This is a genomic window from Roseospirillum parvum, assembly GCF_900100455.1.
GTDB lineage: Bacteria > Pseudomonadota > Alphaproteobacteria > Rhodospirillales > Rhodospirillaceae > Roseospirillum > Roseospirillum parvum.
In genome coordinates, this window is sequence record NZ_FNCV01000010.1 from 35,031 (window position 1) to 57,352 (window position 22,322).

21 protein-coding genes are annotated in these 22,322 nt (G+C 67.6%); 13 read left to right on the forward strand and 8 right to left on the reverse strand.

Going from position 1 to position 22,322, the window contains the following annotated elements; all coding sequences use genetic code 11:
• The first annotated feature begins 30 nt into the window (after positions 1 to 30).
• The 4 genes from BLR95_RS13040 (at position 31) to BLR95_RS13055 (ending at position 4,898) form a co-directional block, all read left to right on the forward strand.
• Entirely contained in the window at positions 31 to 1,359 is a 1,329-nt protein-coding gene (locus tag BLR95_RS13040) for an ABC transporter substrate-binding protein (protein ID WP_092620962.1), read from the forward strand.
• A 122-nt stretch (positions 1,360 to 1,481) separates the two neighbouring features.
• Entirely contained in the window at positions 1,482 to 2,330 is an 849-nt protein-coding gene (locus BLR95_RS13045) for an ABC transporter ATP-binding protein (RefSeq protein WP_092620965.1), read from the forward strand.
• Between the two features lie 53 nt (positions 2,331 to 2,383).
• Positions 2,384 to 3,613, forward strand: a complete 1,230-nt coding sequence (locus tag BLR95_RS13050; protein ID WP_092620968.1) for a phenylacetate--CoA ligase family protein — start codon at positions 2,384 to 2,386, stop codon at positions 3,611 to 3,613.
• 4 nt (positions 3,614 to 3,617) lie between these two features.
• Entirely contained in the window at positions 3,618 to 4,898 is a 1,281-nt protein-coding gene (locus BLR95_RS13055; RefSeq protein WP_092620971.1) for a trans-sulfuration enzyme family protein, read from the forward strand.
• A gap of 129 nt (positions 4,899 to 5,027) precedes the next feature.
• Here BLR95_RS13055 and BLR95_RS13060 read toward each other — a convergent pair whose 3' ends face one another.
• Genes BLR95_RS13060 through cbiE form a run of 3 tightly spaced genes read right to left on the reverse strand, consistent with a single transcriptional unit; the run spans position 5,028 to position 8,637 of the window.
• Entirely contained in the window at positions 5,028 to 6,509 is a 1,482-nt protein-coding gene (locus BLR95_RS13060) for a hypothetical protein (protein WP_143131006.1), read from the reverse strand.
• Positions 6,510 to 6,556: 47 nt separating this feature from the next.
• Positions 6,557 to 7,321: a precorrin-6A synthase (deacetylating) gene (gene cobF, locus BLR95_RS13065; RefSeq protein ID WP_092620977.1), complete on the reverse strand. Its 765-nt coding sequence runs from the start codon at positions 7,319 to 7,321 to the stop codon at positions 6,557 to 6,559.
• Complete coding sequence (cbiE, locus tag BLR95_RS13070) at positions 7,318 to 8,637, reverse strand: precorrin-6y C5,15-methyltransferase (decarboxylating) subunit CbiE (RefSeq protein WP_092620980.1); 1,320 nt, start codon at positions 8,635 to 8,637, stop codon at positions 7,318 to 7,320. The genes cobF and cbiE overlap by 4 nt, the downstream gene beginning before the upstream one ends.
• Positions 8,638 to 8,895: 258 nt before the next feature.
• On the opposite strand from cbiE, the gene BLR95_RS13075 reads away from it, so the two are divergent.
• The 3 genes from BLR95_RS13075 to BLR95_RS13085 are packed head-to-tail and all read left to right on the forward strand — an operon-like array spanning position 8,896 to position 11,622.
• Positions 8,896 to 9,474, forward strand: coding sequence for a TadE/TadG family type IV pilus assembly protein (locus BLR95_RS13075; protein WP_245689529.1), 579 nt, complete (start codon positions 8,896 to 8,898; stop codon positions 9,472 to 9,474).
• Positions 9,475 to 9,499: 25 nt separating this feature from the next.
• Positions 9,500 to 10,045, forward strand: a complete 546-nt coding sequence (locus BLR95_RS13080) for a TadE/TadG family type IV pilus assembly protein (RefSeq protein WP_092620986.1) — start codon at positions 9,500 to 9,502, stop codon at positions 10,043 to 10,045.
• Positions 10,046 to 10,059: 14 nt separating this feature from the next.
• A complete protein-coding gene (locus tag BLR95_RS13085) occupies positions 10,060 to 11,622 on the forward strand; it encodes a TadE/TadG family type IV pilus assembly protein (protein ID WP_092620989.1) in 1,563 nt (520 codons plus the stop codon).
• Positions 11,623 to 11,640: 18 nt separating this feature from the next.
• On the opposite strand, the gene BLR95_RS13090 is transcribed toward BLR95_RS13085, so the two are convergent.
• Together BLR95_RS13090 and BLR95_RS13095 are read right to left on the reverse strand one after the other, a co-directional pair.
• Complete coding sequence (locus BLR95_RS13090; RefSeq protein ID WP_176787858.1) at positions 11,641 to 13,608, reverse strand: sensor domain-containing diguanylate cyclase; 1,968 nt, start codon at positions 13,606 to 13,608, stop codon at positions 11,641 to 11,643.
• A 368-nt stretch (positions 13,609 to 13,976) separates the two neighbouring features.
• The gene (locus tag BLR95_RS13095) at positions 13,977 to 15,137 is read right to left on the reverse strand and encodes an aminotransferase (protein ID WP_092620995.1); all 1,161 of its coding nucleotides are present in this window, start codon (positions 15,135 to 15,137) and stop codon (positions 13,977 to 13,979) included.
• A 315-nt stretch (positions 15,138 to 15,452) separates the two neighbouring features.
• Between BLR95_RS13095 and BLR95_RS13100 the strand changes: the two genes are divergently transcribed.
• Entirely contained in the window at positions 15,453 to 15,791 is a 339-nt protein-coding gene (locus tag BLR95_RS13100; protein WP_092620998.1) for a P-II family nitrogen regulator, read from the forward strand.
• 174 nt (positions 15,792 to 15,965) lie between these two features.
• Positions 15,966 to 17,375, forward strand: coding sequence for a type I glutamate--ammonia ligase (glnA, locus tag BLR95_RS13105; protein ID WP_092621001.1), 1,410 nt, complete (start codon positions 15,966 to 15,968; stop codon positions 17,373 to 17,375).
• 179 nt (positions 17,376 to 17,554) lie between these two features.
• Here glnA and BLR95_RS13110 read toward each other — a convergent pair whose 3' ends face one another.
• The 3 genes from BLR95_RS13110 to BLR95_RS13120 all read right to left on the reverse strand — a co-directional run bounded on the left by BLR95_RS13110 (position 17,555) and on the right by BLR95_RS13120 (position 19,711).
• Positions 17,555 to 18,409, reverse strand: a complete 855-nt coding sequence (locus BLR95_RS13110) for a ParB/RepB/Spo0J family partition protein (RefSeq protein ID WP_218119558.1) — start codon at positions 18,407 to 18,409, stop codon at positions 17,555 to 17,557.
• Positions 18,406 to 19,068: a hypothetical protein gene (locus BLR95_RS13115; protein ID WP_092621004.1), complete on the reverse strand. Its 663-nt coding sequence runs from the start codon at positions 19,066 to 19,068 to the stop codon at positions 18,406 to 18,408. The genes BLR95_RS13110 and BLR95_RS13115 overlap by 4 nt, the downstream gene beginning before the upstream one ends.
• A 76-nt stretch (positions 19,069 to 19,144) precedes the next feature.
• Positions 19,145 to 19,711, reverse strand: coding sequence for a recombinase family protein (locus tag BLR95_RS13120; RefSeq protein ID WP_092621007.1), 567 nt, complete (start codon positions 19,709 to 19,711; stop codon positions 19,145 to 19,147).
• A gap of 343 nt (positions 19,712 to 20,054) precedes the next feature.
• On the opposite strand from BLR95_RS13120, the gene BLR95_RS13125 reads away from it, so the two are divergent.
• The 4 genes from BLR95_RS13125 to BLR95_RS16335 are packed head-to-tail and all read left to right on the forward strand — an operon-like array spanning position 20,055 to position 22,314.
• Positions 20,055 to 20,498 (forward strand): very short patch repair endonuclease, encoded by a 444-nt coding sequence (locus BLR95_RS13125; protein ID WP_092621100.1) that lies wholly within the window; start codon positions 20,055 to 20,057, stop codon positions 20,496 to 20,498.
• A complete protein-coding gene (locus tag BLR95_RS13130) occupies positions 20,482 to 21,687 on the forward strand; it encodes a DNA cytosine methyltransferase (protein WP_092621010.1) in 1,206 nt (401 codons plus the stop codon). The genes BLR95_RS13125 and BLR95_RS13130 overlap by 17 nt, the downstream gene beginning before the upstream one ends.
• A gap of 8 nt (positions 21,688 to 21,695) precedes the next feature.
• Complete coding sequence (locus tag BLR95_RS15930; protein ID WP_218119559.1) at positions 21,696 to 22,097, forward strand: Eco29kI family restriction endonuclease; 402 nt, start codon at positions 21,696 to 21,698, stop codon at positions 22,095 to 22,097.
• Complete coding sequence (locus tag BLR95_RS16335) at positions 22,069 to 22,314, forward strand: Eco29kI family restriction endonuclease (RefSeq protein WP_218119560.1); 246 nt, start codon at positions 22,069 to 22,071, stop codon at positions 22,312 to 22,314. The genes BLR95_RS15930 and BLR95_RS16335 overlap by 29 nt, the downstream gene beginning before the upstream one ends.
• Positions 22,315 to 22,322 lie beyond the last annotated feature (8 nt).

Consider the following 22,322-nt stretch of genomic DNA (forward strand, 5'->3'; position numbering starts at 1 on the left):
CCGGACCCAACTAAGGGAGGAGAGACCCCCATGAGCTTCCGCAAGACCCTGACCATGGCCGCCCTGGCCGGCGTGGTCGGTGCCGGCGCCCTGGCGCCCGCCCCGGCCCAGGCCCAGGAAAACGGGCAGTACATGCCGCAGATGGTGTATCGCACCGGCCCCTATGCCCCCAACGGCATCCCGCTGGCCAACGGCGAGGGCGACTACCTGCGCCTGTTGAACGAGCGTGACGGCGGCATCAACGGCGTGCCGATCCTGATCGAGGAGTGCGAGACCGCCTACAACACCGACCGTGGCGTGGAATGCTACGAGAAGATGAAGAACGGCGGCCCCACCGGCGCCGCCCAGTTCAGCCCCTACTCGACCGGCATCACCTACGCCCTGATCGAGCGCGCCACGGCCGATCAGATTCCCATCTTCTCGATGGGCTACGGCCGCGCCGACGCCAGCTACGGCAAGGTCTTCGAGTACGTCTTCACCGCCCCGGCCACCTACTGGGCCGGCGCCGACGCGGCCATCCAGTACATCAAGGCCGAGGAAGGCGGCGACCTGTCGGGCAAGAAGATCGCCCTGGTCTACCACGACAGCGCCTACGGCAAGGAGCCGATCGCCACCCTGGAGCATCTGGCCGGGCAGGAAGGCTATAACCTGTCGCTGTTCCCGGTGCCCCATCCGGGCCTCGAGCAGAAGTCCACCTGGCTGAAGATCGGCCGTCAGGTGCGCCCGGACTGGGTGATCATGTGGGGCTGGGGCGTGATGAACCAGACCGCCATCAAGGAAGCGGCCGCCGTCGGCTTCCCCATGGAGCGCTTCATCGGCAACTGGTGGGCCGGGGCCGAGCCCGACGTCCGCCCGGCCGGCGAGTCGGCGATCGGCTACAAGGCCCTGCAGTTCCACGGCGTGGCCCACGACCTGAAGGTCCACCAGGACATGAAGACCCACCTCTATGCCAACGGCAAGGGGCTGGCCGATGACGAGAGCCAGGTCGGCGAGGTGCTCTACAACCGCGGCATCGTCAACGCCGTGATCAGCACCGAGGCCGTGCGCACCGCCATGGACCACTTCGGCAACAAGCCGATGACCGGCGAGCAGGTGCAGTGGGGCTTCGAGAACCTGAACCTCACCGCCGAGCGTCTGGAAGCGCTGGGCCTGACCGGCCTGATGAGCCCGCTTTCGCTCTCCTGCGCCGACCACGAGGGCGGCGGTCAGGCCCGCATCGTGCAGTGGGACGGCGAGGACTGGCGCCCGGCCAGCGACTGGATCGTGCCCAACCGCGCCGGCTTCCTGAGTGAAGCCTACGAGGCCTCGGCCATGCAGTACGCCAACGAAAAGGGCCTCACCCCGCGCGACTGCAATTGATGGCGGCGGGGCGACCGCATACCGCCTCGCCCCACCCCCTCCACCAACACCCCGGAGCACGCCCGGCGCGCGCTCCGGGGCCCCATCCCGGCGCCGACCGATAAGCGAGAAGGACCACCGTCGTGAGCACCGCCCCTGTCCAGAGCAGCGCCGGGGAGGCCCCCGGGGCCACCGCGCCGATCCTCTCGGTGAACAACATCGAGGTCATCTACGACCACGTGATCCTGGTCCTCAAAGGGGTCTCGCTGGAGGTGCCCGAAGGCGGCATCACGGCCTTGCTGGGGGCCAACGGGGCGGGCAAGACGACCACCCTCAAGGCCATCTCGAACCTGCTTCGGGCCGAGCGCGGCGAGGTCACCAAGGGCTCGATCACCTATCGCGGCGAGCAGGTCGACAGCATGACCCCGAGCGAGCTGGTGCGCCGTGGCGTCATCCAGGTGATGGAGGGCCGCCACTGCTTCGAGCATCTGACCATCGAGGAAAACCTGCTGACCGGGGCCTACACCCGCAAGGACGGCTGGAGCGCCGTCAAGGAAAGCCTGGAGATGGTCTACCACTACTTCCCGCGGCTGCGCGAACGCCGGGGCAGCCAGGCCGGCTACACCTCGGGCGGCGAGCAGCAGATGTGCGCCGTCGGCCGCGCCCTGATGGCCAATCCCAGGGTGATCCTGCTCGATGAGCCGTCGATGGGGCTGGCCCCGCAGTTGGTCGAGGAAATCTTCGAGATCGTGCGCCAGCTCAACGCCGAGCAGAACGTCTCCTTCCTGCTCGCCGAGCAGAACACCAACATCGCCCTGAAGTACGCCAAGTTCGGCTACATCCTGGAAAACGGCCGGGTGGTCATGGAAGGCGACGCCGCCGAGCTGCGCGAGAACGAGGACGTCAAGGAATTCTACCTGGGCATCGCCGGCGGCGACCGCAAAAGCTTCCGCGAGGTCAAACACTATCGACGCCGCAAACGCTGGCTGTAGACTGCGGGCCACCCCACCGCCCCACCCCCGAACGGCAGCGAGAGGCGACCCCCATGGCCCATTTCGACGACCTGGAAACCCGCGACCCGGCGCAGCGACAGGAAGAGCTTTACGCCGCGCTGCCCGGCCTGATCGCCCACGCCCAAAGCCAGACCGACCACTATGCCAAGGCTCTGGCCGGCATCGACCCGGACAGCATCACCAGCCCCCAGGCCCTGGCCGGCCTGCCGGTGACCCGCAAGAGCCAGCTGATCGAGTTGCAGAAGGCCAACCCGCCGTTCGGCGGTCTGGTCGCCCGCGACCGGCGAATCGAGCGCATCTTCCAGTCGCCCGGCCCGATCTTCGAGCCGCAGGGGCAGAACCCCAACTTCTGGCGCGCCGCCCGCGCCCTCTATGCCGCCGGCTTCCGCCCCGGCGATCTGGTCCACAACAGCTTCGCCTATCACATGACGCCGGGCGCCTGGATCCTCGATGACGGCTGCCGGGCCCTGGGCTGCACGGTGTTCCCGGGCGGCGTCGGCAACACCGAGGCCCAGGTCCAGGCCATCGCCGGCTATGGCGCCAATGCCTATGCCGGCACGCCCAGCTTCCTGCGCGTCCTGCTGGAGAAGGCGCGGGAGATGAAGCTCGACCTCGCCTCGCTGAAAAAGGCGATGGTCTCCGGCGAGGCCCTGCCGCCGTCGCTGCGCCAGCGCATCGCCGAGCTGGGGGTCACCGTCCACCAGTGCTACGCCACCGCCGACCTGGGGCTGATCGCCTACGAATCGGAAGCCCTGGAAGGGATGATCGTCGACGAAGGGGTGATCGTCGAGATCGTCCGCCCGGGCACCGGCGAGCCGGTCGCCGAGGGCGAGGTGGGCGAGGTGGTGGTCACCACCTTCACCCCGGAATACCCGCTGATCCGCTTCGCCACCGGCGACCTGTCGGCGGTGCTGCCCGGCACCTCGCCGTGCGGGCGCACCAACACGCGCATCAAGGGCTGGATGGGCCGGGCCGACCAGACGACCAAGGTCAAGGGCATGTTCGTCCACCCCGAGCAGGTGGCCGAGGTGGTGCGCCGCCACACCGAGATCGCCAAGGCCCGGCTGGTGGTCGACAGCGACGACAACCACGACCGCATGACCCTGAAGGTGGAAGCCGAGGGGGTCGGCCAGGTGCTGGCCGACGCGGTGGCCCAGTCGGTGCAGGCGGTGATCAAGCTGAAAGGCCAGGTGGAGATCGTCGCGCCCGGCAGCCTGCCCAACGACGGCAAGGTGATCGACGACGTCCGCACCTACGAGTGACGCCGTGAGCACCGACCGAGACAATTCCGGCTGGGGCACCGAGACCCGGGCCGTGCATGCCGGCGTGGCCCGCTCGCCGCACCAGGAAACGTCGGAGGCCCTGTTCCTCACCTCGGGCTTCGTCTACGACAGCGCCGAGGAGGCCGAGGCCGCCTTCAACGGCGAGTTGGAGCGCTTCGTCTACTCGCGCTTCCGCAACCCCACCATCGGCCAGTTCGAGACCCGACTGAGCGCCCTGGAAGCACCCGCGCCCGGCGGCACGGTCGCCGCCCGGGCCACCGGCAGCGGCATGGCGGCCCTGTTCGCCGCCCTGTTGAGCCAGCTTCAGGCCGGCGACCGGGTGGTGGCGGGGCGCGCCCTGTTCGCCTCGACCCGCGTCCTGCTGGCCGAGGTGCTGCCCCGCTTCGGGGTGATCTGCGATCTGGTCGACGGCCCCGACCCTGCAGTCTCGGAACTTGCAACCTCGGAACTTGCGGCCTCGGAACTTGCGGCCTCGGAACTTGCGGCCTGGGAAGCGGCGCTGGCCACCCCGGCCCGGCTGGTGCTGATCGAGACGCCGACCAATCCGACCCTCGAGGTGCTCGACATCGCCGCCATCGCCAAGCTGGCCCATGGCGCCGGGGCGCGGCTGATCGTCGACAACGTGTTCGCCACCCCGTGCCTGCAAGGGCCGTTGGCCCTGGGCGCCGACATGGTGGTCTACTCGACCACCAAGCACATCGACGGCCAGGGGCGCTGTCTGGGCGGCGCCATCCTGGGCGCCCCCGATCTGCTGGTCGAGGTTCTCGACCCCTTCCTGCGGCACAGCGGCCCGGCGATGAGCCCGTTCAACGCCTGGGTCATGCTGAAGGGCCTGGAAACCCTGCCCCTGCGCGTCGAGCGTCAGGCCGCCAGCGCACTCAAGGTGGCGCGGGCGCTGGAGGCGCTGCCCGGGGTGCTGAAAGTGAGTCACCCGGGCCTGGAAAGCCATCCCGGGCATGCCATCGCCAAACGCCAGATGACCGCCGGCGGCCCGATGCTGGCCTTCGAGGTGGCGGGCGGCAAGCAGGGTGCCTTCAACACCCTGAACCGGCTGCGGCTGATCGCCATCTCCAACAACCTCGGCGACGCCAAAAGCCTCGCCTGCCACCCGGCGACCACCACCCACCAACGCCTGGAGCCGGCGGAACAACAACGCCTGGGCATCACCCCGGGGCTGATCCGCCTGTCGGTCGGCCTGGAAACCCCCGACGACCTGATCGCCGACCTCGCCGGCGCCGTCGCCAAGGGGGCGCCGCCCCCTTGACCCCCGCCGTGACTCAAAACCCCACAGAGGGGGGCAAGCCCCCTCTGTGGGGTTTTGATTCAGGGTGGGGTCTGGGGAGGCCTCCCGGCCTCCCCAGCGGGGTTCAAAGGGGCAGCGCCCCTTTGCGACTCAGCGGGTGAAGACCAGGTGGTTGCCCTGGCGGTACTCGGTCTGGTGGGTGTTTTCCAGCCAGTCGCGCAGGTCCTTCGAGGTATTGAAGCGTCGCAGGCTGATCACCGGCGGCTGGGTCTGCTCGATGATGCGCTGGATGTCCGCCTCCGACAGTTGGCCGGTCTTGCGGCGCTTGTCGGTCCAGACGGCCAATGCCGGCGGCACCAGCCGGCCGGCCCGGATGGCGTCCATGGGGCGGTCGGTGACCACCAGTTGCCCCGGCGCGCTGTGCGTCCTGAGCAGGGCGACGGCCTTGCCGTCGGCGCGGCCCGCCGGGCGAACCAGATCCCGCTCGGTGCGGGCGATCTGGCTGGCGATCGGGCCGGCCACCTGGCTGAGGGCGTAGACCACCGCCAGCCCGGCAGCCAACCCGGCCAGACGCCGCCAGCGCGGCGTGGTCGATGCCATGGCGGCGGCCAGCGGCGCCACGGCAAGGCCGCCCAGCCAGGCCAGCGGCACCACCAGCAGCAACAGGTGATGATACCACAGCGGCTGATGGTCCATCAGGGCCAGCCCGGCGACGGCCAGCCAGAGCACGGGCAACAGGCGACTCCAGCGCCAGCCGATCAGGCTGGCGACCAGCCCCACCCCACCCAGCCACAGGTACTGGGGCTCCTTGCCCAGCTTGAACCACAGGGCATCGACCCCGCCGCCGACCCCGAACAGGCCACCGCTGCTGGCCGCGAGGTGGGGGCTGACGATCTGCGACAGGGGCGCCCCGGAAAGCAGCCACAGGACGGCCAGGGCGGCGATCAGGCCGGCCAGCCAGCCACCGCAGCGGGCCACCGCCAGCCGCCAGCCGAGCGGCCGGTGGACCAGCAGCACGGCAAGCAGCAGCGACGGCAGCAGAACCCCGACGAACAGCTTGGTGCCCAAGGCCAGGGCGGCCACCCCGGCACTGGCGGCCAGTCGCCCCGGCGAAGGAACGCGGCGCCCCCGGGGATCGGGCCCCAGGGCCAGATCCAGCGCCAGCATGCCCAGGGCCAGGGCCGGCAGGCCGACCAGCACGGAGACGGCCAGACGCTGGAACAGCCAACCCGACAGCAACAGGGCAACGGCGGCCAGCCCGGCCACCGCGCCCTCGGTGCGGCCCAGGATGCGGAACAGGCAGACGGCGAGCAGCCCGGCAAAGCCGGCGATCAGGGCCCGGGCCTCGGCCACCGGCGCCTCGACCAGATGGAACAGCGGGGCCAGCAGCCAGGTCAGCACCGGCGGCTGGTCGCTCCAGATCTCGCCGTAGAGGTCGTAGCCGCCGGCCACCAGGGCGGCCTTCATCAGGTTCACGCCCTCGTCCAGGTCCAGCTCGTAGGGCTGCCACCAGGGGCCGAGCAGACTGACAAAGGCAACCACCGACAGCCCCACCGCCAGCTCGTAGGCGAGGCGGGCGGACATCGGCAGCGGCTGGGCGGCGGGGGCGGTGGCGGCGATGGAGGTTGTCATGGCCGGGTTGTAAGCCGCCCGGCGAACCCCGGCAAGGGGAAGGGTGCTCAACCGTCGCGGCGGCGCAGCAGGTAGCAATCCATGATCCAGCCCTTGGCGGCGCGCAGGCGCTGGAACTCGGCCTCCACCTGCCCGGCGACCTGATCCAGCGGCCCGGCGATCAGGGTCTCGTCGGGCAGGCCCAGGTAGGCGCCCCAGTAGATCATCAGGTCGTGGCCGATGAAGTGCTTGTAGGCGTGCCGGGTGTCGAGCATGACGAAGACGTTGTCGACCGCCTCCGGGGCCATCTTCTCCAGCGCCCGGCCGGGGGTGACGGTGATCCGCCCGCCGACCCGGTTCATGGCCACCCGGTGGCGGGCGGTCAGGGCTTGCAGGCTGGTGATGCCGGGGATGACGGTGAACTGGAAGTCGTCGCGCCCGGCCGCCTTCAGGTCGTGCAGGATCTGGATGGTGCCGTCATAAAGCGCCGGATCGCCCCACAACAGCATGCCGCCGGTCTGGCCGTCCTCCAGTTCCTCGGCGATCAGGCGGCCGATCAGGTCGATCTTCTTCTGCCGCCAGTCCTCCACCGCGCCCAGGTAGTCGGCGGCGGCGCGGTCGCGTTCGGGGCTGGGGGCGTGGACCAGCCGGTAGGGCTTGTCGGTGGCGAAGCGGCGCAGGATGGTTTCGCGCACCTGGATCAGCTCGTCCTTGCCGGGGCCGGCCTTGTCGAGCAGGAAGAAGACGTCGACCTGATTGATCGCGGCGATGGCCCGCCCGGTCAGGTCATCCGGGTCGCCGGGGCCGAGGCCGATCAGATGGACGGTCTTCATGGCAAGGCGTCCTGATGACCGCCCGGGCCGCCGTCCCGCGGCTTGGTGAGCACGAACAGGGTCACCGGCATGGCCGGGCGCCACGCCGTGAAGCCCCCGAGCGGCCCGCCGTGGGCCACCGACAGGCGGACCAGATCGGCCTTCAGGTGGCGCCCGAAGCGGCTGTTGAGGGCGGCCACGGCGGCCTCGCTTTCCAGGGTCACGGCGTTGGCGACCAGCCGGCCGCCGGGTTTCAGGGCCTGCCAGCAGGCCTCGAAGACGCCTTCGGTGGTCAGCCCGCCGCCGATGAACACGGCATCCGGCGGCTCCAGGCCGTTCAGCGCCGCCGGGGCCCGCCCGCCGACCACCTTGAGGCCGGGCACGCCGAGGGCGGCCTTGTTGTGGTTGATGGTGGTGGCGCGCTCGGGCGCCGCCTCGATGGCGATGGCCCGGCAGCGCGGGTCGGCCCGCATCCATTCGATGGCGATCGAGCCGGCGCCGGCGCCGACGTCCCACAGCAGCTCGCCCGGCCGGGGGGCGAGGCGGCCCAGGGTCATGGCCCGCATGTCGCGCTTGGTCAACTGGCCGTCGTGGCGGAAGGCGTCGTCGGGCAGGCCGGCCAGACACGAGCCGGGCGGCACTGCACCGGCCGCCGCCACCTCGATGGCCAACACGTTGAGGTCGGCGCCGCGCGGCTGGTCCCAGCTTTCGGCGCGGCCGGCGAGCAGGCGCTCCTCGGCCCCGCCCAAGTGCTCGAGCACGGTCATCCGACTGGCCCCCAGACCCTGGGCGGCGAGATGGGCGGCCAGCCGGGGCGGCGTCTCGGCACTGTCCGACAAAACCAGCAGCCGGGCCCCGGGGTGCAGGTGCACGGCCAGCCCTTCCACCGCCCGGCCATGGACGCTGAAGCAGACCACGTCCTGCAACGCCCAGCCCAGCCGCGCCGCGGCCAGCGAGAACGACGAGGGGGCGCTGAAGACGCGCATCTCGGCCAGCGGCAGCCAGCGGGTCAGGGTGGCGCCGATGCCGTAGTGCATGGGGTCGCCACTGGCCAGCACGCAGACTGGGGCCGGGGCGCCGGCGGCCGGCGGCTCGGCCGGGCGCTCGGCGAGGATCATCTCGCGCGCCTTGTGGAAGGGGCTGGGCCAGCTCAGGCGGCGCTGGGCGGCGTCGGCCGGCAACAGGTCCAGGTGGCGGCGCCCGCCGATGACCACGTGGGCCCCGGTGACGGCGGCACGGGCGGCGTCGGACAGACCGGGCAGGCCGTCCTCGCCGATGCCGACCACGGCCAGCCAGGGGGTGGGCGCGGCGGCGTTGGGGGTGCTGGGATCAGTCATGGTCCCGGGGTGATACGCCAAGCCGAGGGCAGCGGCAAGTGGCTGTGCAACGCCCCCCAAAGCGTGATGCCGGCTACTGCGCGATGGCATAGGTGGCGCTACAGTAGCCTGAACAATTGACCGTTTCCCAGCCAGTCCGCCCACATGGTAAACTTATGCGGCGTTTCTTCGACAGTCGCTCCGCCTTGCCCGGCCTGGCCGACGCGCCGCCCGGCCGACCGGATGCAAGCCGCCCGGGAGCCCCTTTTGGTGAAGGCCATGAAACCCTGGAAGGCCATGAACTCGGGCGTCACCAGATCGGCCCGCCCCTCGCCCGCCGGCCGGCGGCGTCTGTTCGGGCTGCTCGGCGACCGCCGGGGCGCCACCGCCATCGAGGTGGCGCTGATCCTGCCGATCTTCGTCACCCTGATGTTCGGCACCCTCGAGGTGGGCCTGCTGTTCTTCACCGCCACCGTCATGGAAGGCGCGGTCAGCGAGGCCGGGCGGCTGATCCGCACCGGTCAGGCGCAACGGGAAACCAGCCCCCTGGCCACCTTCAACGCCCAGCTTTGCGAGCAGTTGGCCGGGATCATCAACTGTGACGACATCCAGTACGACGTGCGCACCTTCTCCAGCTTCGGGGTGATCACCCTGACCCCCGACCTGGACGAGGACGGCGAGCTCGAATCGCCGGTCTTCCAGCCCGGCGGGGCCGAGGAAATCGTGGTCATCCGCTCGGTCTACAAGTGGAACTTCCTGGTTCCCTTCATCGGCAACCTGATCAGCCCCAACGGCGACAGCTACTACCTGATGCAGGCCACCGCCGTGTTCCGCAACGAACCCTACGAAACCTCCTGACCGACCCCGGGACAACGGCGACACCATGCGGCACCCCCACTCCCCTCGCCTTCTGGCCCGTCTGGCCGGTCTGCCCGCCGATCGGCGCGGCATGGCGGCGGTCGAGTTCGCCATGATCGTGCCGATCATGGTGGTGCTGTTCGCCGGGGTGGTGGAAATCACCAATTTCGTGATGCTCGACAAGAAGATGATCGCCGCCACCCAATCGGCGGCCGATCTGGTGGCCCAGGCCGACGAGCTGACCAGCGCCGAGTTGAGCGACATCCTGACCGCCGCCCGGTTGGTGATGGCCCCCTTCCCGGGCGACAACGTGGCGCTGGGCGTGGCCTCGGTGCGCTTCGACGACGACGGCGACGCCTACGAGGACTGGAGCGACGGCATCAACGGCGGCGACGTGCCGGCCTCGGCCAGTCTGGCCGCCGGCATGGGGGCGGCCAATGAAAGCGTCATCATCGCCCGCATGACCTACGCCTACACCCCGATCTTCGGGCAACTCATCATGTCGCCGACGCAGCTTGAGGAGTTCTCCTACACCCGGCCCCGCACGGCGGCCTTCATCGAGTTGAACTGAGGAGTTCCCAAGCCATGTGGACCCCCTCCAGCCCATTTGCCCGCGCCCTTGCCCGGCGACCTGGTGTCCCGCGCCTTGCCCGGCGCCTTGGTCAACTGCCGGGCGACCGGCGGGGGGTCACCGCGGTGCTCTTCGCCGTGGCCCTGATTCCCCTGGTGCTGGCGGTCGGCGTGGCGGTGGACATCAGCCGGGCCTACATGGTCAAGGCGCGCCTGGGCCACGCCCTGGACGCCGCCGGGCTGGCCGTCGGCTCGATGGCCGACCGCACCGACGAAACGGCCAACAAGGCCATGCTCGACCGCTTCTTCTACGCCAACTACCCGAGCGACGTGGTCGGCACGGTGACCGAGCTGAACATGAGCGAGGTGGACAACGTCATCACCCTGACCGCCACCGTGGAGATGAAAACCAGCTTCATGACCCTGGCCGGCATCGACACCATCGAGGTCGCCGGGTTCAGCGAGGTGACGCGCGAGACCAAGGGCCTGGAACTGGTCATGGTGCTCGACAACACCGGCTCGATGGCCGGCACCAAGCTCTCCTCGATGAAGACCGCGGCGACCAATCTGGTCAACATCCTGTTCGGCAGCGACGAAACCTCGGACAACCTCTACATCGGTCTGGTGCCGTTCGCCGGCACGGTGAACATCGGCTCCGACAACACCGCCCTGACCAGCGGCCCGCCCTACATCGAGCAAAGCCTGAAGGACGCCGGCCTGAACGACGGCACCACCTACATGGGCCCCAACGACGACCGCTTCACCTACGACGGCTGGGGCCCGATCTCGGGCTGGGGACCGACCAGCACCCACTGGTGGACCGGCGACACCACCTACAATTGGTGGGGCTGCGTCGACGCGCGCCCCTACCCCAACGACGTCGAGGACACCGACACCACCAGCGGCGGCTTCTGGCGGCCCTACTACTGGGCCGACACCCCCTACAACTCCTCCAACCCCGACTGGGACGCCGGCAACGCCAACAACTGGCGCTGGAGCAACGGCTCGACCTACGACATCGACAACACCGGCCCCAGCACCCTGGGCCCCAACAAGGGCTGCCCGCGCGAGCTGACCCCGCTGACCAACACCAAGCAGACCCTGATCGACGAGATCGACGCGATGTGGGCCGACGGCTACACCCACATCAACATCGGCGCCGTCTGGGGCTGGCGGGTGATCTCGCCGGGCGAGCCGTTCACCGGCTCCAAGGCCTATGGCGAGGAGGACTGGAACAAGGCGGTGATCATCCTGACCGATGGCGACAACACCACCCACGATCAGGTGGACACCGCCTACGGCTACCGCTGGGAAGGCAAGCTTGCCGGCTACACCTCGGGCTGGCAGACCGAGGGCGAGTTGGATGACCGCCTGAGCGAGGTCTGCACCGGCATGAAGAACCTGGGCATCATCGTCTATACCATCACCTTCCAGGTCTCCAGCAGCTCGACCCGCACGCTGATGGAAAACTGCGCCACCGACAGCGGCAAGTACTACAACTCGCCGACCGAATCCGAACTGAACGCGGTGTTCGAGAAGATCGCCAACGAGCTGTCCAACCTGCGCCTGTCCAAGTAGGGCGCCGGCGGAAGCGGCTTATACCGCCACGGTGCGATCACGCCCGGCGTGCTTGGCCTCGTAGAGCGCCACGTCGACCCGCGACAGCCAGGCCGAGACGCTTTCCCCCGGCCGCAAGGCGCTCACCCCCAGCGACAGGGTGACCCGACCGACCTCGCCGAAAGGTGCCCCGCCCACCGCCTGGCGCAGGGTCTCGGCCAGCCGGCGGGCCCCGTCGCGGTCGGTGCCGGGCAACAGGATGAGGAATTCCTCGCCGCCCCAGCGGGCCAGCATGTCGGTCTCGCGCAGGCGCTCGGCAAGGCGGGCCGCGACCTCCTGCAACACCTGATCGCCGGCCGGGTGGCCGAAGCGGTCGTTGACCCTCTTGAAGTGGTCCACGTCGATCATGACCAGGCTGGCCGGGTGGACCAGCCGCTGGGCCCGGCGGATCTCGCCGTCGATCACCCGCTGCGCGTGTTGGCGGTTGAACAGGCCGGTCAGCGGATCGTGGGTCGCCTGATGCTCCAGGCGGCGCATCAGCCGGCGCTGCTCGGTGACATCGTTGATCATGCACAGCAGGTAGTCGCGGTCGCCGCCCTTGATGGGCACGATCCTCAGCTCGCCGATGAACGGCGCGCCATGGCGATCGACGTGGCGCACTTCCAGCGGCGGCGCCTCGGCATGGCGGGCCAGGGCCTCTTGAATCACCGTCTGGCGGCGCTCGACGTCGGGCAGCAGGCCCAACTCGACGGCGGTGTGGCCGATCGCCGCCTGATAGCTCAGCCCGAAGGTGTCGAGCAGGGCCTGGTTGACGTCCACGAAGCGGCCCGTCTCGGGCTCGGAGAGGATCATCAAGGTGTTGTTGTAGCGGAAGGTCTTTTCGAACACCTCGCGCTGGAAAGTCAGCTCGGAGAGATCGCGGGTGGTGGTGAACAGGGCCGGCCGGCCGTTCCAGGTGCCCCGGGTGACGCGGGTCTCGCAGGGGATGACGCGGCCATCGGCGGCGATCAGGGGGAAGGCGCACTCCTGGCAGGTGCCGGCCATGATGGCCTCCAGGGTGTGCGCCGCCTCGGCGCGCCGTGCCTCGGGGATCAGCGAGAAGGCCGAGCGGTCGATCAACGCGCCGCGCGGATAGCCCAGGCCGTCCACGGTGGCGGTGTTGACCTCGATGATGCGGGCGCTGTCGTCGAGCACCATCAGGAAGTCGCGCGACAGGTTGAAAAAGGCCCGCAGGTTGCCGTGGCCGCTTTTCAGGGCCCGATCCAGCCAGTGCGTCTGGGTGATGTCGCGGCCCAGCTCGACCACCCCGGTCAGCGCCTCGGCGGCGTCGTGCACCGGGAAGGCGCGGATCTGCCACACCCGGCCGTCCGGCGTGGCGCGGGTGGTCTCGGCCGGGCGACCGGTGTCAAAGCAGGTGACCACCGGGCAATGGGCGCACGGCTCGGCGGAGTCGGCCCACACGGCGTGGCAGGTCCGGCCGATCACCTCCTCGGGCCGGCGGCCGACGCTCTCGGCGGCGGCCTGGTTGGCCCAGCGCACGACCAGGTCGGGGCTGTCGTAGAACGTCACCATGTCGGAGATGGCGCCCAGGATCAGGCGCTTCTCGCGCTCGCTGGCCGCCGCCGTCGCCTCGGCCCGCTTGCAGGCGCTGATGTCGGTGTGGGTGCCGACCATGCGGGTCGGGGCGCCCGCCGCGTCGCGGGCCACCACGCGGCCGCGCCCCAGGGTCCACAGCCAGCCGCCACCGGCCCGCCGCAGACGGAACTCGACCGACAGCGGGGCCCCGTCGGCCAACCGGGCGGCGACCTCGGCCAGCACCGCCGGGCGATCGTCGGGATGCATCAGGTCGGCCCAGACCTCGCGGGTCACCGCAAAGGCGCCGGGCGGATGGCCCAGGGCGGCGAACCAGGCGTCGTTCCAGATGACCTTGTCGGTGGTCAGGTCCCAGTCCCAGATGCCGTCGGTGGTCGCCTCCAGGACCAGTCGCAGGCGCTCTTCCTCGGCCATGGGCGGGGGGGAAGTCCCGGAATCCCGGCACGCGTCGGACGGTTCCGGCGCGCCCGGGGGCGGCGGTGTGGACGGTCCCGACATTGGTTCTGGTCTTTTCAACCGGCCGCCGTGGCGGCGCCTCGATCCTGTCTCAAATATACAACAGAATGTAATGTCGGGCACGAAATATGACACTCGATGAAATACCTTAAGGTGCAGAAACCAACAGGAAAATCCTCTTTTGCGGGAATTCCCCGCCCTGCCCTGGAACCTATAAAATAGAATTTTATCTTTCGTTTAAGCGACTTGTCGCCATCCCTGGACGACGGGGGTGAGTCATCCACCCGGCGCGGCGCCGCCGGGCAGGAAGGCCGCGCCGAGTCGCTTCAGCCGCCGAAATGGTCGGCCAGCCGGTTCAGGGCGCCGTCCAGCGCGGCGTCGGTCTTGGCGAAACAGAAGCGGGCCAGATGGCGCGGCGGCCGGGCGGCATAGAAGGGCGACACCGGCACCGCCGCCACCCCGGCCTGGGTGGTCAGATGGCGGCAGAAGTCGTCGTCCTCCATGCCATTGGCCCGGGCCGAGATGTCGGCGGTCAGGAAATAGGTGCCGGGGCAGACCAGCGGCGTGAGCCCCAACTGGTCGAGGCCGCCGGCCAGACGGTCGCGGCGGGCCTGCATGTCGGCGACCAGCCCCTGGTAGTAGCCATCCTCCTTGCCCAGGCCATAGGCCACCCCGGCCTGCAACCCGATGGGCGTGGTGAAGGTCAGGAACTGGTGGGCCCGGGCCACCGCGCCGAGCAGCAGGGGGGCGGCGGTGATGAAGCCCACCTTCCAGTTGGTGATGGAAAAGATCTTGCCGGCCGAGCCGATCTTCAGGCAGCGCCGGCGCATCCCCGGCCGGGTAATCAGCGGGATGTGGGGCAGGCCATCGAAGACCAGATGCTCGTAGACCTCGTCGCACACCGCATAGGCATCGTGGGCCTCCAGCAGGGCGGCGATGAAGTCCAACTCCTCGGCGCTGTAGACCTTGGCGCAGGGGTTGGTCGGGTTGTTGAGCAGCAACAGCTTGGTCTTGTCGGAGAAGGCCTCGGCCAGGGCTTGGCGCGGCAGGGCCCAATCCGGCGCCTCCAGGCGGACCAGCCGGGGGATGCCGCCGGCCCGGCGGACCATGGGCAGGTAGCTGTCGTACAGGGGCTCGATCAGCACCACCTCGTCGCCCGGCTCGATCAGGCCGAGCAGGCAGGCGGCCAGCGCCTCGGTGGCGCCCGAGGTGACCATCACCTCGCCCTCCGGGTCGACCTCCAGGCCGTAGAAGCGCTTCTCGTGCGCCGCCACCGCCTGACGCAGGGCGGGAATGCCCAGGCTCGGCGGGTACTGGTGCGGCCCCGCCTCCACCGCCCGGGCGGCGGCGGCGATGACATCGGGGGGCTCCAGGCCTTCGGGAAAGCCCTGGCCCAGGTTGATCGCCCCATGCTCGACGGCGAGGCGGCTCATGATGCTGAAGATGGTGGTGCCGTATTCGGAAAGAACGCCGTTGCCCGGTTTCATCGCAGCCCTTCGAATGATCGTTATGTGCACCGCGCCATGATCGACCGCCCCGGCGGCCGGTTCAAGCAAAGTCGACGCCCCCGATTGCCCGCCAGATTGCCCGACAGACGGGCGTTGCCGCTGCCCATTTTTCCGGCATTTGCCGGACTCTTGGTCAGGCGGGCCGCCGCCCGGACCCGCCCCGCCATCCCGGAACGGCGGAAAACCGCCCCTGGCACGGTTCCTGTAAGAGAGCCGACATGTCCGCCCGGCGGGCCGCTCCCGGCTGATCGCCGGGTGGGGCACGTCCCTGGAACTCGAAAGCGATTGAGGTCCATGAAAAAGATCGAGGCCATCATCAAGCCCTTCAAGCTCGACGAGGTGAAGGAAGCCCTGCACGAAATCGGCCTGCAAGGCATCACGGTGACCGAGGCCAAGGGCTTCGGACGCCAGAAAGGCCATACCGAGTTGTACCGCGGGGCCGAATATGTGGTCGACTTCCTGCCCAAGGTGAAGATCGAACTGGTCATCGAGGACGACCTGATGGAACGCGCCGTCGAGGCCATCCAGCAGGCGGCCCACACCGGGCGCATCGGCGACGGCAAGATTTTCGTCTCCACCGTCGAGGAAGCCATCCGCATCCGCACCGGCGAGCGCGGCAAGGAAGCCATCTGAGCCGCCTCCACCCACCCGACAGACCGGCCGGCGAGAAGCGCGCCGCCGCCGGTTCTTGACGAGGCGCCCCCCTGACCACGGCCCCAGCCAAGGCCCTGACCAGGGGCCCCTCCGCCAAGACCACCTTCCGCGCGAAACACCCACCGACCAACCAGTGACGGGGATTTAAAGACCATGTCCGATGCCAGCAAAGTCATGGAAATGATCAAGGAAAACGACGTCCAGTACGTCGATTTCCGTTTTACCGATCCGAAGGGCAAGTGGCAGCACACCGCCCAGCACGTGGACAGCGTTGACGAGGACATGCTGACCGACGGCATCATGTTCGACGGCAGCTCGATCGCCGGCTGGAAGGACATCAACGAGTCCGACATGATCCTCATGCCGGACCTGTCGACCGCCGTGATGGACCCGTTCGCCGCCCAGCCGCAGCTGATCCTGTTCTGCGACATCGTGGAGCCGGCCACCGGCCAGCCCTACGAGCGCGACCCCCGCTCGATCGCCAAGAAGGCGCTGACCTACATGGCCTCGGCCGGCATCGGCGACACCGCCTACTTCGGTCCGGAAGCCGAGTTCTTCGTCTTCGACGATGTGCGCTGGAACATCTCGATGAACAAGGTCGGCTACGAGATCGACAGCGAGGAAGGCCCCTACGTCACCGGCAAGGCCTTCCAGGAAGGCAACATGGGTCACCGTCCGCGTCCCAAGGGTGGCTACTTCCCGGTGCCCCCGGTCGACGCCGGCATGGACATGCGCGCCGAGATGGTCAGCACCATGAAGGAAATGGGCCTGCCCATGGAGAAGCACCACCACGAGGTGGCGCCCTCGCAGCATGAGCTGGGCTTCAAGTTCCTGACCCTGATCGAAGCCGCCGACGCCATGCAGATCTACAAGTACTGCACGCACATGGTGGCCCACGCCTACGGCAAGACCGCCACCTTCATGCCCAAGCCGGTGGCCGGCGACAACGGGTCGGGCATGCACACCCACCAGTCGATCTGGAAGGACGGCCAGCCGCTGTTCGCCGGCTCGGGCTATGCCGACCTGTCGGAGACGGCGCTCTACTACATTGGCGGCATCATCAAGCACGCCAAGGCCCTGAACGCCTTCACCAACCCCTCGACCAACTCCTACAAGCGCCTGATCCCGGGCTTCGAGGCGCCGGTGCTGCTGGCCTACTCGGCGCGCAACCGCTCCGCCTCGTGCCGTATCCCCTACGGCTCCAGCCCCAAGGCCAAGCGGGTCGAGGTGCGCTTCCCCGACCCCACCGCCAACCCCTACTTGGCCTTCAGCGCCATGATGATGGCGGGCCTCGACGGCATCCAGAACAAGATCCATCCGGGCGACCCGATGGACAAGAACCTCTACGACCTGCCGCCGGAAGAGCTGGCCGACGTGCCGACCGTCTGCGGCAGCCTGCGCGAGGCCCTGGAAGCCCTGGACGCCGACCGCGAGTTCCTGAAGAAGGGCGACGTCTTCACCGACGACGCCATCGACGCCTACATGGACCTGAAGTGGGACGAGGTCTACAACTTCGAACACGCCGTCCACCCGATCGAGTACGAGATGTACTACTCGGTTTGATCGGAATGCCGAAAACCCTTGTCTTGCGCCACACCCGGCTATGACTGTGTAGCAGGCGTGTGGAGCGGTCAAGGGACCGACCTCGGAGGCCCCCGTCAGGCGACTGGCGGGGGTTTCCATTTGGGCCGCGCCCGCCTCAAGGGTGTGCAAAATGCACCCCGTAAGGATTACACAGGGGATCAGAAGTCGTCGTTCTCGCCGTCCACCTCCTCGGGGACAAGCAAGCCGAGTTCATGGACTAGGTCCGGCAGGTTCCGACCGAAGTAGATGGCGAAGGTTCGGGCGGCCAGCGTGGGGTTGGTGGCGAGCTTGGTGCTGAACTCCCTTGAGAGCCGGTCGGCATAGTCCGCCGCCTGGACCTCCAGACGCGCCTCGCGATCCTCGTCGCTCAACTCCTCCCGCTTGAGGCCCTTGTGGGCATTCATCGCCTCGAACCAGAACTTGAAGCCGAACGCCTCCTCGCCCAGTTCCCTCTTCACCCGGCGCATGATGGCAATGCTGCCGTCCGAGGCGCCCGACGCCTTGGCGATCTGCTTCTTGGAATGCTTGCCGAGAAGCACCAGACGCCACGCGTAGTTCTGCCGCTCCTGGGTGCTCATCGGCAGTTTGGCCTTGCTGTTGGCCCGTCCAGCCGCCAGCACCGCCTGTTCCAGGGTGCCGTTGAAGTACTCCACCGGAATGTCGTTGGTGACACCGGACGACTCGTAGGCCGCCACGCGATGATGACCATCAAGCAGGATCACCGAACGCCCAACCTGCGCCACCAGAAGCGGATCGAGACGCCCCCCGGCCTTGATGGCCCGCTGAAGCTCGCTGATGTGCCGTTCGTCCATCCCTCGGGGCTGGAACAGATCGGGGTGAAGCTCGATTTCCGACAAGGGCAGACGACCCGGCCGGACCTCGGGTTCTGGCTCCCGCTCGGCCCTGGCCTTCAACTTCTCCAGCAAGTCCAGCGGCTCAAAAGCCAACCATTCTTCTTCCTCGTTCGCCACGGCCTCGGGAATGCCGACCGTTTTTGCTTCCTTCCCGGTCACGTCAGGTTCCTCACAGCTTCGCCCAATTGATGAACTTCATCCCGGCGCTTCCTCGCGTCCTCTTCCTCCCGCCGGGCCAGCATCAGCCCAGGCAAGCCGAACGCCTCGTTCAGCATGGCCGCCATGGTCAGCGTGGTGGTGGCCGGAAGATCGCGGTAGACCCGCTTCACCCGACCTGACCCGTGATCGAACCAACTCCCCGCGTTGACGTCCGTCAGGCCACGAAGACGCCGGCTCAGTTGGTGCCGAAAGGCGTCATCGGACTGGAAGCGCCGGTGGTCATGCTCCTGCATCATGTACAGGGCCAGGGCGGTTTCGATCACCGTCCACGGCTCGACATGATCGGCGATCCTGACCACCTCGACACAGGCCTGGCGCTGGTGACGGTTCATGGCCCGACCGTCCAGGGCCTGGGCGACCACGCCCCGGCAGTGCTCGACCAGCGCGGCCCAGCGGGCCTCGATCTGGCCCCACAGGGGGCTGTCCGGGTTGCGGGACTTCCGTTGTCGAACCAGGGCCACGAAGGGGACCAGTTCAGCCTTGGTGACGCCGGTTTGCTGGGGGTGGCCGTGGCGGCGCTGGCGGCTCTTGTGGGTGCTGCACAGGCTGCCCCAGCGGGTGACCGGAGCCGTGCAGCCAGGAACGCGACAGGTGCTCATTGGGATCGCTCTGCGAAGAATCCGCACCCGCCCCCGGAGAGACAGGCACGAAGGAAATTTCCAGGGGAGAGGGTAATCAGGCGCTGGAGCCGGGATTGTCAAGAATGCGGTAGACCGAGGCCCGCCCGATCTCCAGCCGCCGGGCGATCTCGGTGGCTCCCACGCCTTCGGCCTTGAGCCGGCGAACCTCCGTCTCCTTGGCCCGGGCCGTGGCCTTGCGGCCCTTGTACTTGCCCTCGCGGCGGGCCTTCTCGATGCCCTCGCGCTGGCGCTCCAGCATGATCTCGCGTTCAAACTCCGCGATGCCGCCAAGCACGGTCAGCATCAGCTTGCCGGTGGAGGTGGCCGTATCGATGCCCATGTCCAGGATGCGAAGGCTGGCCCCCTTGGCCTGGATCGCCTCCGTGATCTCCAGCAGATGCTTCACCGAGCGGGCCAACCGGTCCAGCTTGGTCACCACCAGGGTGTCACCCTCGCGGATGAACTCCAGAGCCTGGGCCAACTGCTCCCGGTTGGGGACATCCACCGAGGAGACCTGTTCGCTGAACAGCTTATCGCACCCCGCCGCGCGAAGATCGCGGGCCTGGGCTTCGATGCTGGCCTTCTGGTCCAGGGTTGAGGTGCGGGCGTAACCGACGAGCATGGGGGCCTCCGGGGCAAGGTGTCTCACAACGTCTTAAACGCATGAGTCCACCCGCCCCGAAAGTCAAGAGGCAATGTGTATGAGACACCCTGGACCGCATCCCGAGACGACTCGCTGGGGCAAGGCTCATTGAGACGGCGGCCTCAAGAGGCGAGCGAGCGAGCGGGAGTTGGAAGTCACCATCCAGCACCAACGCCAACCGACCCACCCCACCGGGGGAAATCGGCGCTTGCCCATGTAGGTTTAGGCGCTCAGATTTTCGCGCTGAAACACCCGCACCCACTCGCCGACCTGGCTCACCGCGAGAGTCATCCCGGAAGCCAAGGGGCCAATGCCTGAATCGATGGCTGATACTCTGACCCCTTCTCAACGATCAGAACGAATGAGCCGCGTTCGCGCTCGCGACACCCGACCCGAGTTGGCCGTCCGGCGCGTCCTCCATCGCTCGGGCTATCGATACCGCCTTCAGGGCAAGGATTTACCGGGCCGGCCAGATATAGTATTCCGATGCAGGAAGAAGGCCATATTTGTCCATGGCTGCTTTTGGCACAGACACCCCGGATGCGCCTTGGCGCGAATGCCGAAATCTCGAGTAGAGTTCTGGGTGACGAAGCTGGAAGGCAACCGTGATCGCGACCTCCGCAATCAAGCGGCGCTTATCGCGATGGGCTGGGAGTTCCTGGTTATTTGGGAATGCGAGATAGGGAACACAGGAGCGATGGAGGAGAAACTTCGGCAGTTCCTGGGATCAACGAGGGAGGTTGGGGGACGTGTTCAAGTCGGTTGAACTCTTCGCGGGAGCTGGTGGCTTGGGCATGGGAGTCGGCCTCGCCGGCTTCACCCCAATGGCCGTTGTGGAGCGGGACCGCTGGGCCGCCGACACGGTGCGGGAGAACGCCGCCCGTGATTTCCCGCTCGTGAAGGACTGGCCGCTATTCGAGGGCGATGTTCGACATTTCGATTTCGACACCCTCGAAGACAAGATCGACTTGGTTTCGGGAGGCCCACCGTGCCAACCGTTTTCCCTCGGAGGCAAACACCGCGCGAATGCCGACGACCGAGACATGTTCCCCGTTACCGTGGACGTGGTTCGTCGCCTTCGGCCGAAAGCCTTCATTCTTGAGAATGTCCGTGGCCTGACCCGGTCGGCTTTTGCCAACTACTTTCAGTACATCCTCCTGCAACTCAGCTTCCCGGAGATCGTGCGCCGCCCACGCGACAACGCCGAAAACCATCTGAAGCGGCTGGAGGAAGCCAAGACCTCAGGCCGGCGCGACGGGCTGACCTACGAGGTTGTTCACCGTGTCATCAACGCAGCCGATTATGGCATCCCTCAAAAGCGGGAGCGCGTATTCATCGTTGGCTTCCGTCAAGACCTTGAGGTCAAATGGTCATTCCCCACCGAGACTCACAGTCTAGATGCGCTCCTTGAGGACCAGTGGGTGACCGGCGACTACTGGGATCGGCACCGTATCGCGTCTCGCCACCGCTCACCCACGCCACTCCGCCTGCGACGCAGAATCGAGGCCATCAGGACCAGCAACGACCGCCCAACTCGCTCAAGCAAGCCCTGGCGAACCGTTCGTGACGCCCTGCTCGATATGCCCGACCCGCGCGAGACATCGGAGTTGTTCCACGACCATAGATACCAGCCAGGGGCCAGAGCCTATCCCGGCCATACAGGAAGTCCTCTCGACTTGCCCTCCAAAGCCCTCAAGGCCGGTGTCCATGGTGTCCCCGGCGGGGAAAACATGATGGTGCTGGACGATGGGAGCGTCAGGTACTTCAGCGTCCGAGAAGCCGCTCGTTTGCAGACGTTTCCCGATGGCTACAAGTTCCATGGCGCGTGGTCCGAAACCATGCGGCAACTCGGCAACGCCGTACCGGTCCGCTTGGCACAGACCGTGGCGAGCAGTGTTGCGGAACAACTTGCCCTCCGCTTGGAACAAGAGCTCAAACAAGACAGAAGCGCATAGTATCGGCCATGAGCTCGACCGAACCATACAACCCCCTTGCAAAACGCAACCTCGGCAAGAGCGTGGCGGATGCGCTTCTACAAAGCGAACCCGATCCGCTCGGCACTCTGACGAACTTCGATGGCGCCGGCATCTATGCCCTCTACTACACTGGGGCATTCCCGATCTACGCACCCATCGCCAATCGAAACCGGAAGGGAAAATTTGAACTTCCGATCTACGTTGGCAAGGCAGTTCCGAAGGGCGCCAGAAAAGGAGATATCGGCCTTGGACTCGACCCTGGCACGGCCCTGTTTACCCGCCTCGTCAAAGACCACGCCAAGAGCATTAAGCAAGCTGAAAACCTCGACATCGAAGACTTTTTTTTGCCGCTTCCTCGTAGTGGACGACATTTGGATTCCGCTTGGTGAAAGCCTGCTCATCTCAAGATTCGTGCCACTCTGGAACAAGTGGGTGGATGGCTTTGGCAACCATGATCCCGGGGGCGGGCGATATAACCAAGAACGCTCCCGCTGGGACGTGCTGCACCCAGGCCGCCCTTGGGCCACGAAATGCAAGGAGCGGAAGGAAGCCCTTGCTCAGATTGAGACCGACGTGGCCGCTCGCTTAAGGGACATGTACGACTGATTGACGCC

Excerpts from the sequence above, each read along its gene's own strand:
- BLR95_RS13040 (WP_092620962.1), top strand. The coding sequence starts at position 31 with ATGAGCTTCCGCAAGACCCTGACCATGGCCGCCCTGGCCGGCGTGGTC.
- BLR95_RS13050 (WP_092620968.1), top strand. The coding sequence starts at position 2,384 with ATGGCCCATTTCGACGACCTGGAAACCCGCGACCCGGCGCAGCGACAG.
- BLR95_RS13060 (WP_143131006.1), bottom strand. The coding sequence starts at position 6,509 with ATGACAACCTCCATCGCCGCCACCGCCCCCGCCGCCCAGCCGCTGCCG.
- cobF (WP_092620977.1), bottom strand. The coding sequence starts at position 7,321 with ATGAAGACCGTCCATCTGATCGGCCTCGGCCCCGGCGACCCGGATGAC.
- cbiE (WP_092620980.1), bottom strand. The coding sequence starts at position 8,637 with ATGACTGATCCCAGCACCCCCAACGCCGCCGCGCCCACCCCCTGGCTG.
- BLR95_RS13075 (WP_245689529.1), top strand. The coding sequence starts at position 8,896 with ATGAAACCCTGGAAGGCCATGAACTCGGGCGTCACCAGATCGGCCCGC.
- BLR95_RS13080 (WP_092620986.1), top strand. The coding sequence starts at position 9,500 with ATGCGGCACCCCCACTCCCCTCGCCTTCTGGCCCGTCTGGCCGGTCTG.
- BLR95_RS13085 (WP_092620989.1), top strand. The coding sequence starts at position 10,060 with ATGTGGACCCCCTCCAGCCCATTTGCCCGCGCCCTTGCCCGGCGACCT.
- BLR95_RS13090 (WP_176787858.1), bottom strand. The coding sequence starts at position 13,608 with ATGGCCGAGGAAGAGCGCCTGCGACTGGTCCTGGAGGCGACCACCGAC.
- BLR95_RS13095 (WP_092620995.1), bottom strand. The coding sequence starts at position 15,137 with ATGAAACCGGGCAACGGCGTTCTTTCCGAATACGGCACCACCATCTTC.
- BLR95_RS13100 (WP_092620998.1), top strand. The coding sequence starts at position 15,453 with ATGAAAAAGATCGAGGCCATCATCAAGCCCTTCAAGCTCGACGAGGTG.
- glnA (WP_092621001.1), top strand. The coding sequence starts at position 15,966 with ATGTCCGATGCCAGCAAAGTCATGGAAATGATCAAGGAAAACGACGTC.
- BLR95_RS13115 (WP_092621004.1), bottom strand. The coding sequence starts at position 19,068 with ATGAGCACCTGTCGCGTTCCTGGCTGCACGGCTCCGGTCACCCGCTGG.
- BLR95_RS13120 (WP_092621007.1), bottom strand. The coding sequence starts at position 19,711 with ATGCTCGTCGGTTACGCCCGCACCTCAACCCTGGACCAGAAGGCCAGC.
- BLR95_RS13125 (WP_092621100.1), top strand. The coding sequence starts at position 20,055 with ATGGCTGATACTCTGACCCCTTCTCAACGATCAGAACGAATGAGCCGC.
- BLR95_RS15930 (WP_218119559.1), top strand. The coding sequence starts at position 21,696 with ATGAGCTCGACCGAACCATACAACCCCCTTGCAAAACGCAACCTCGGC.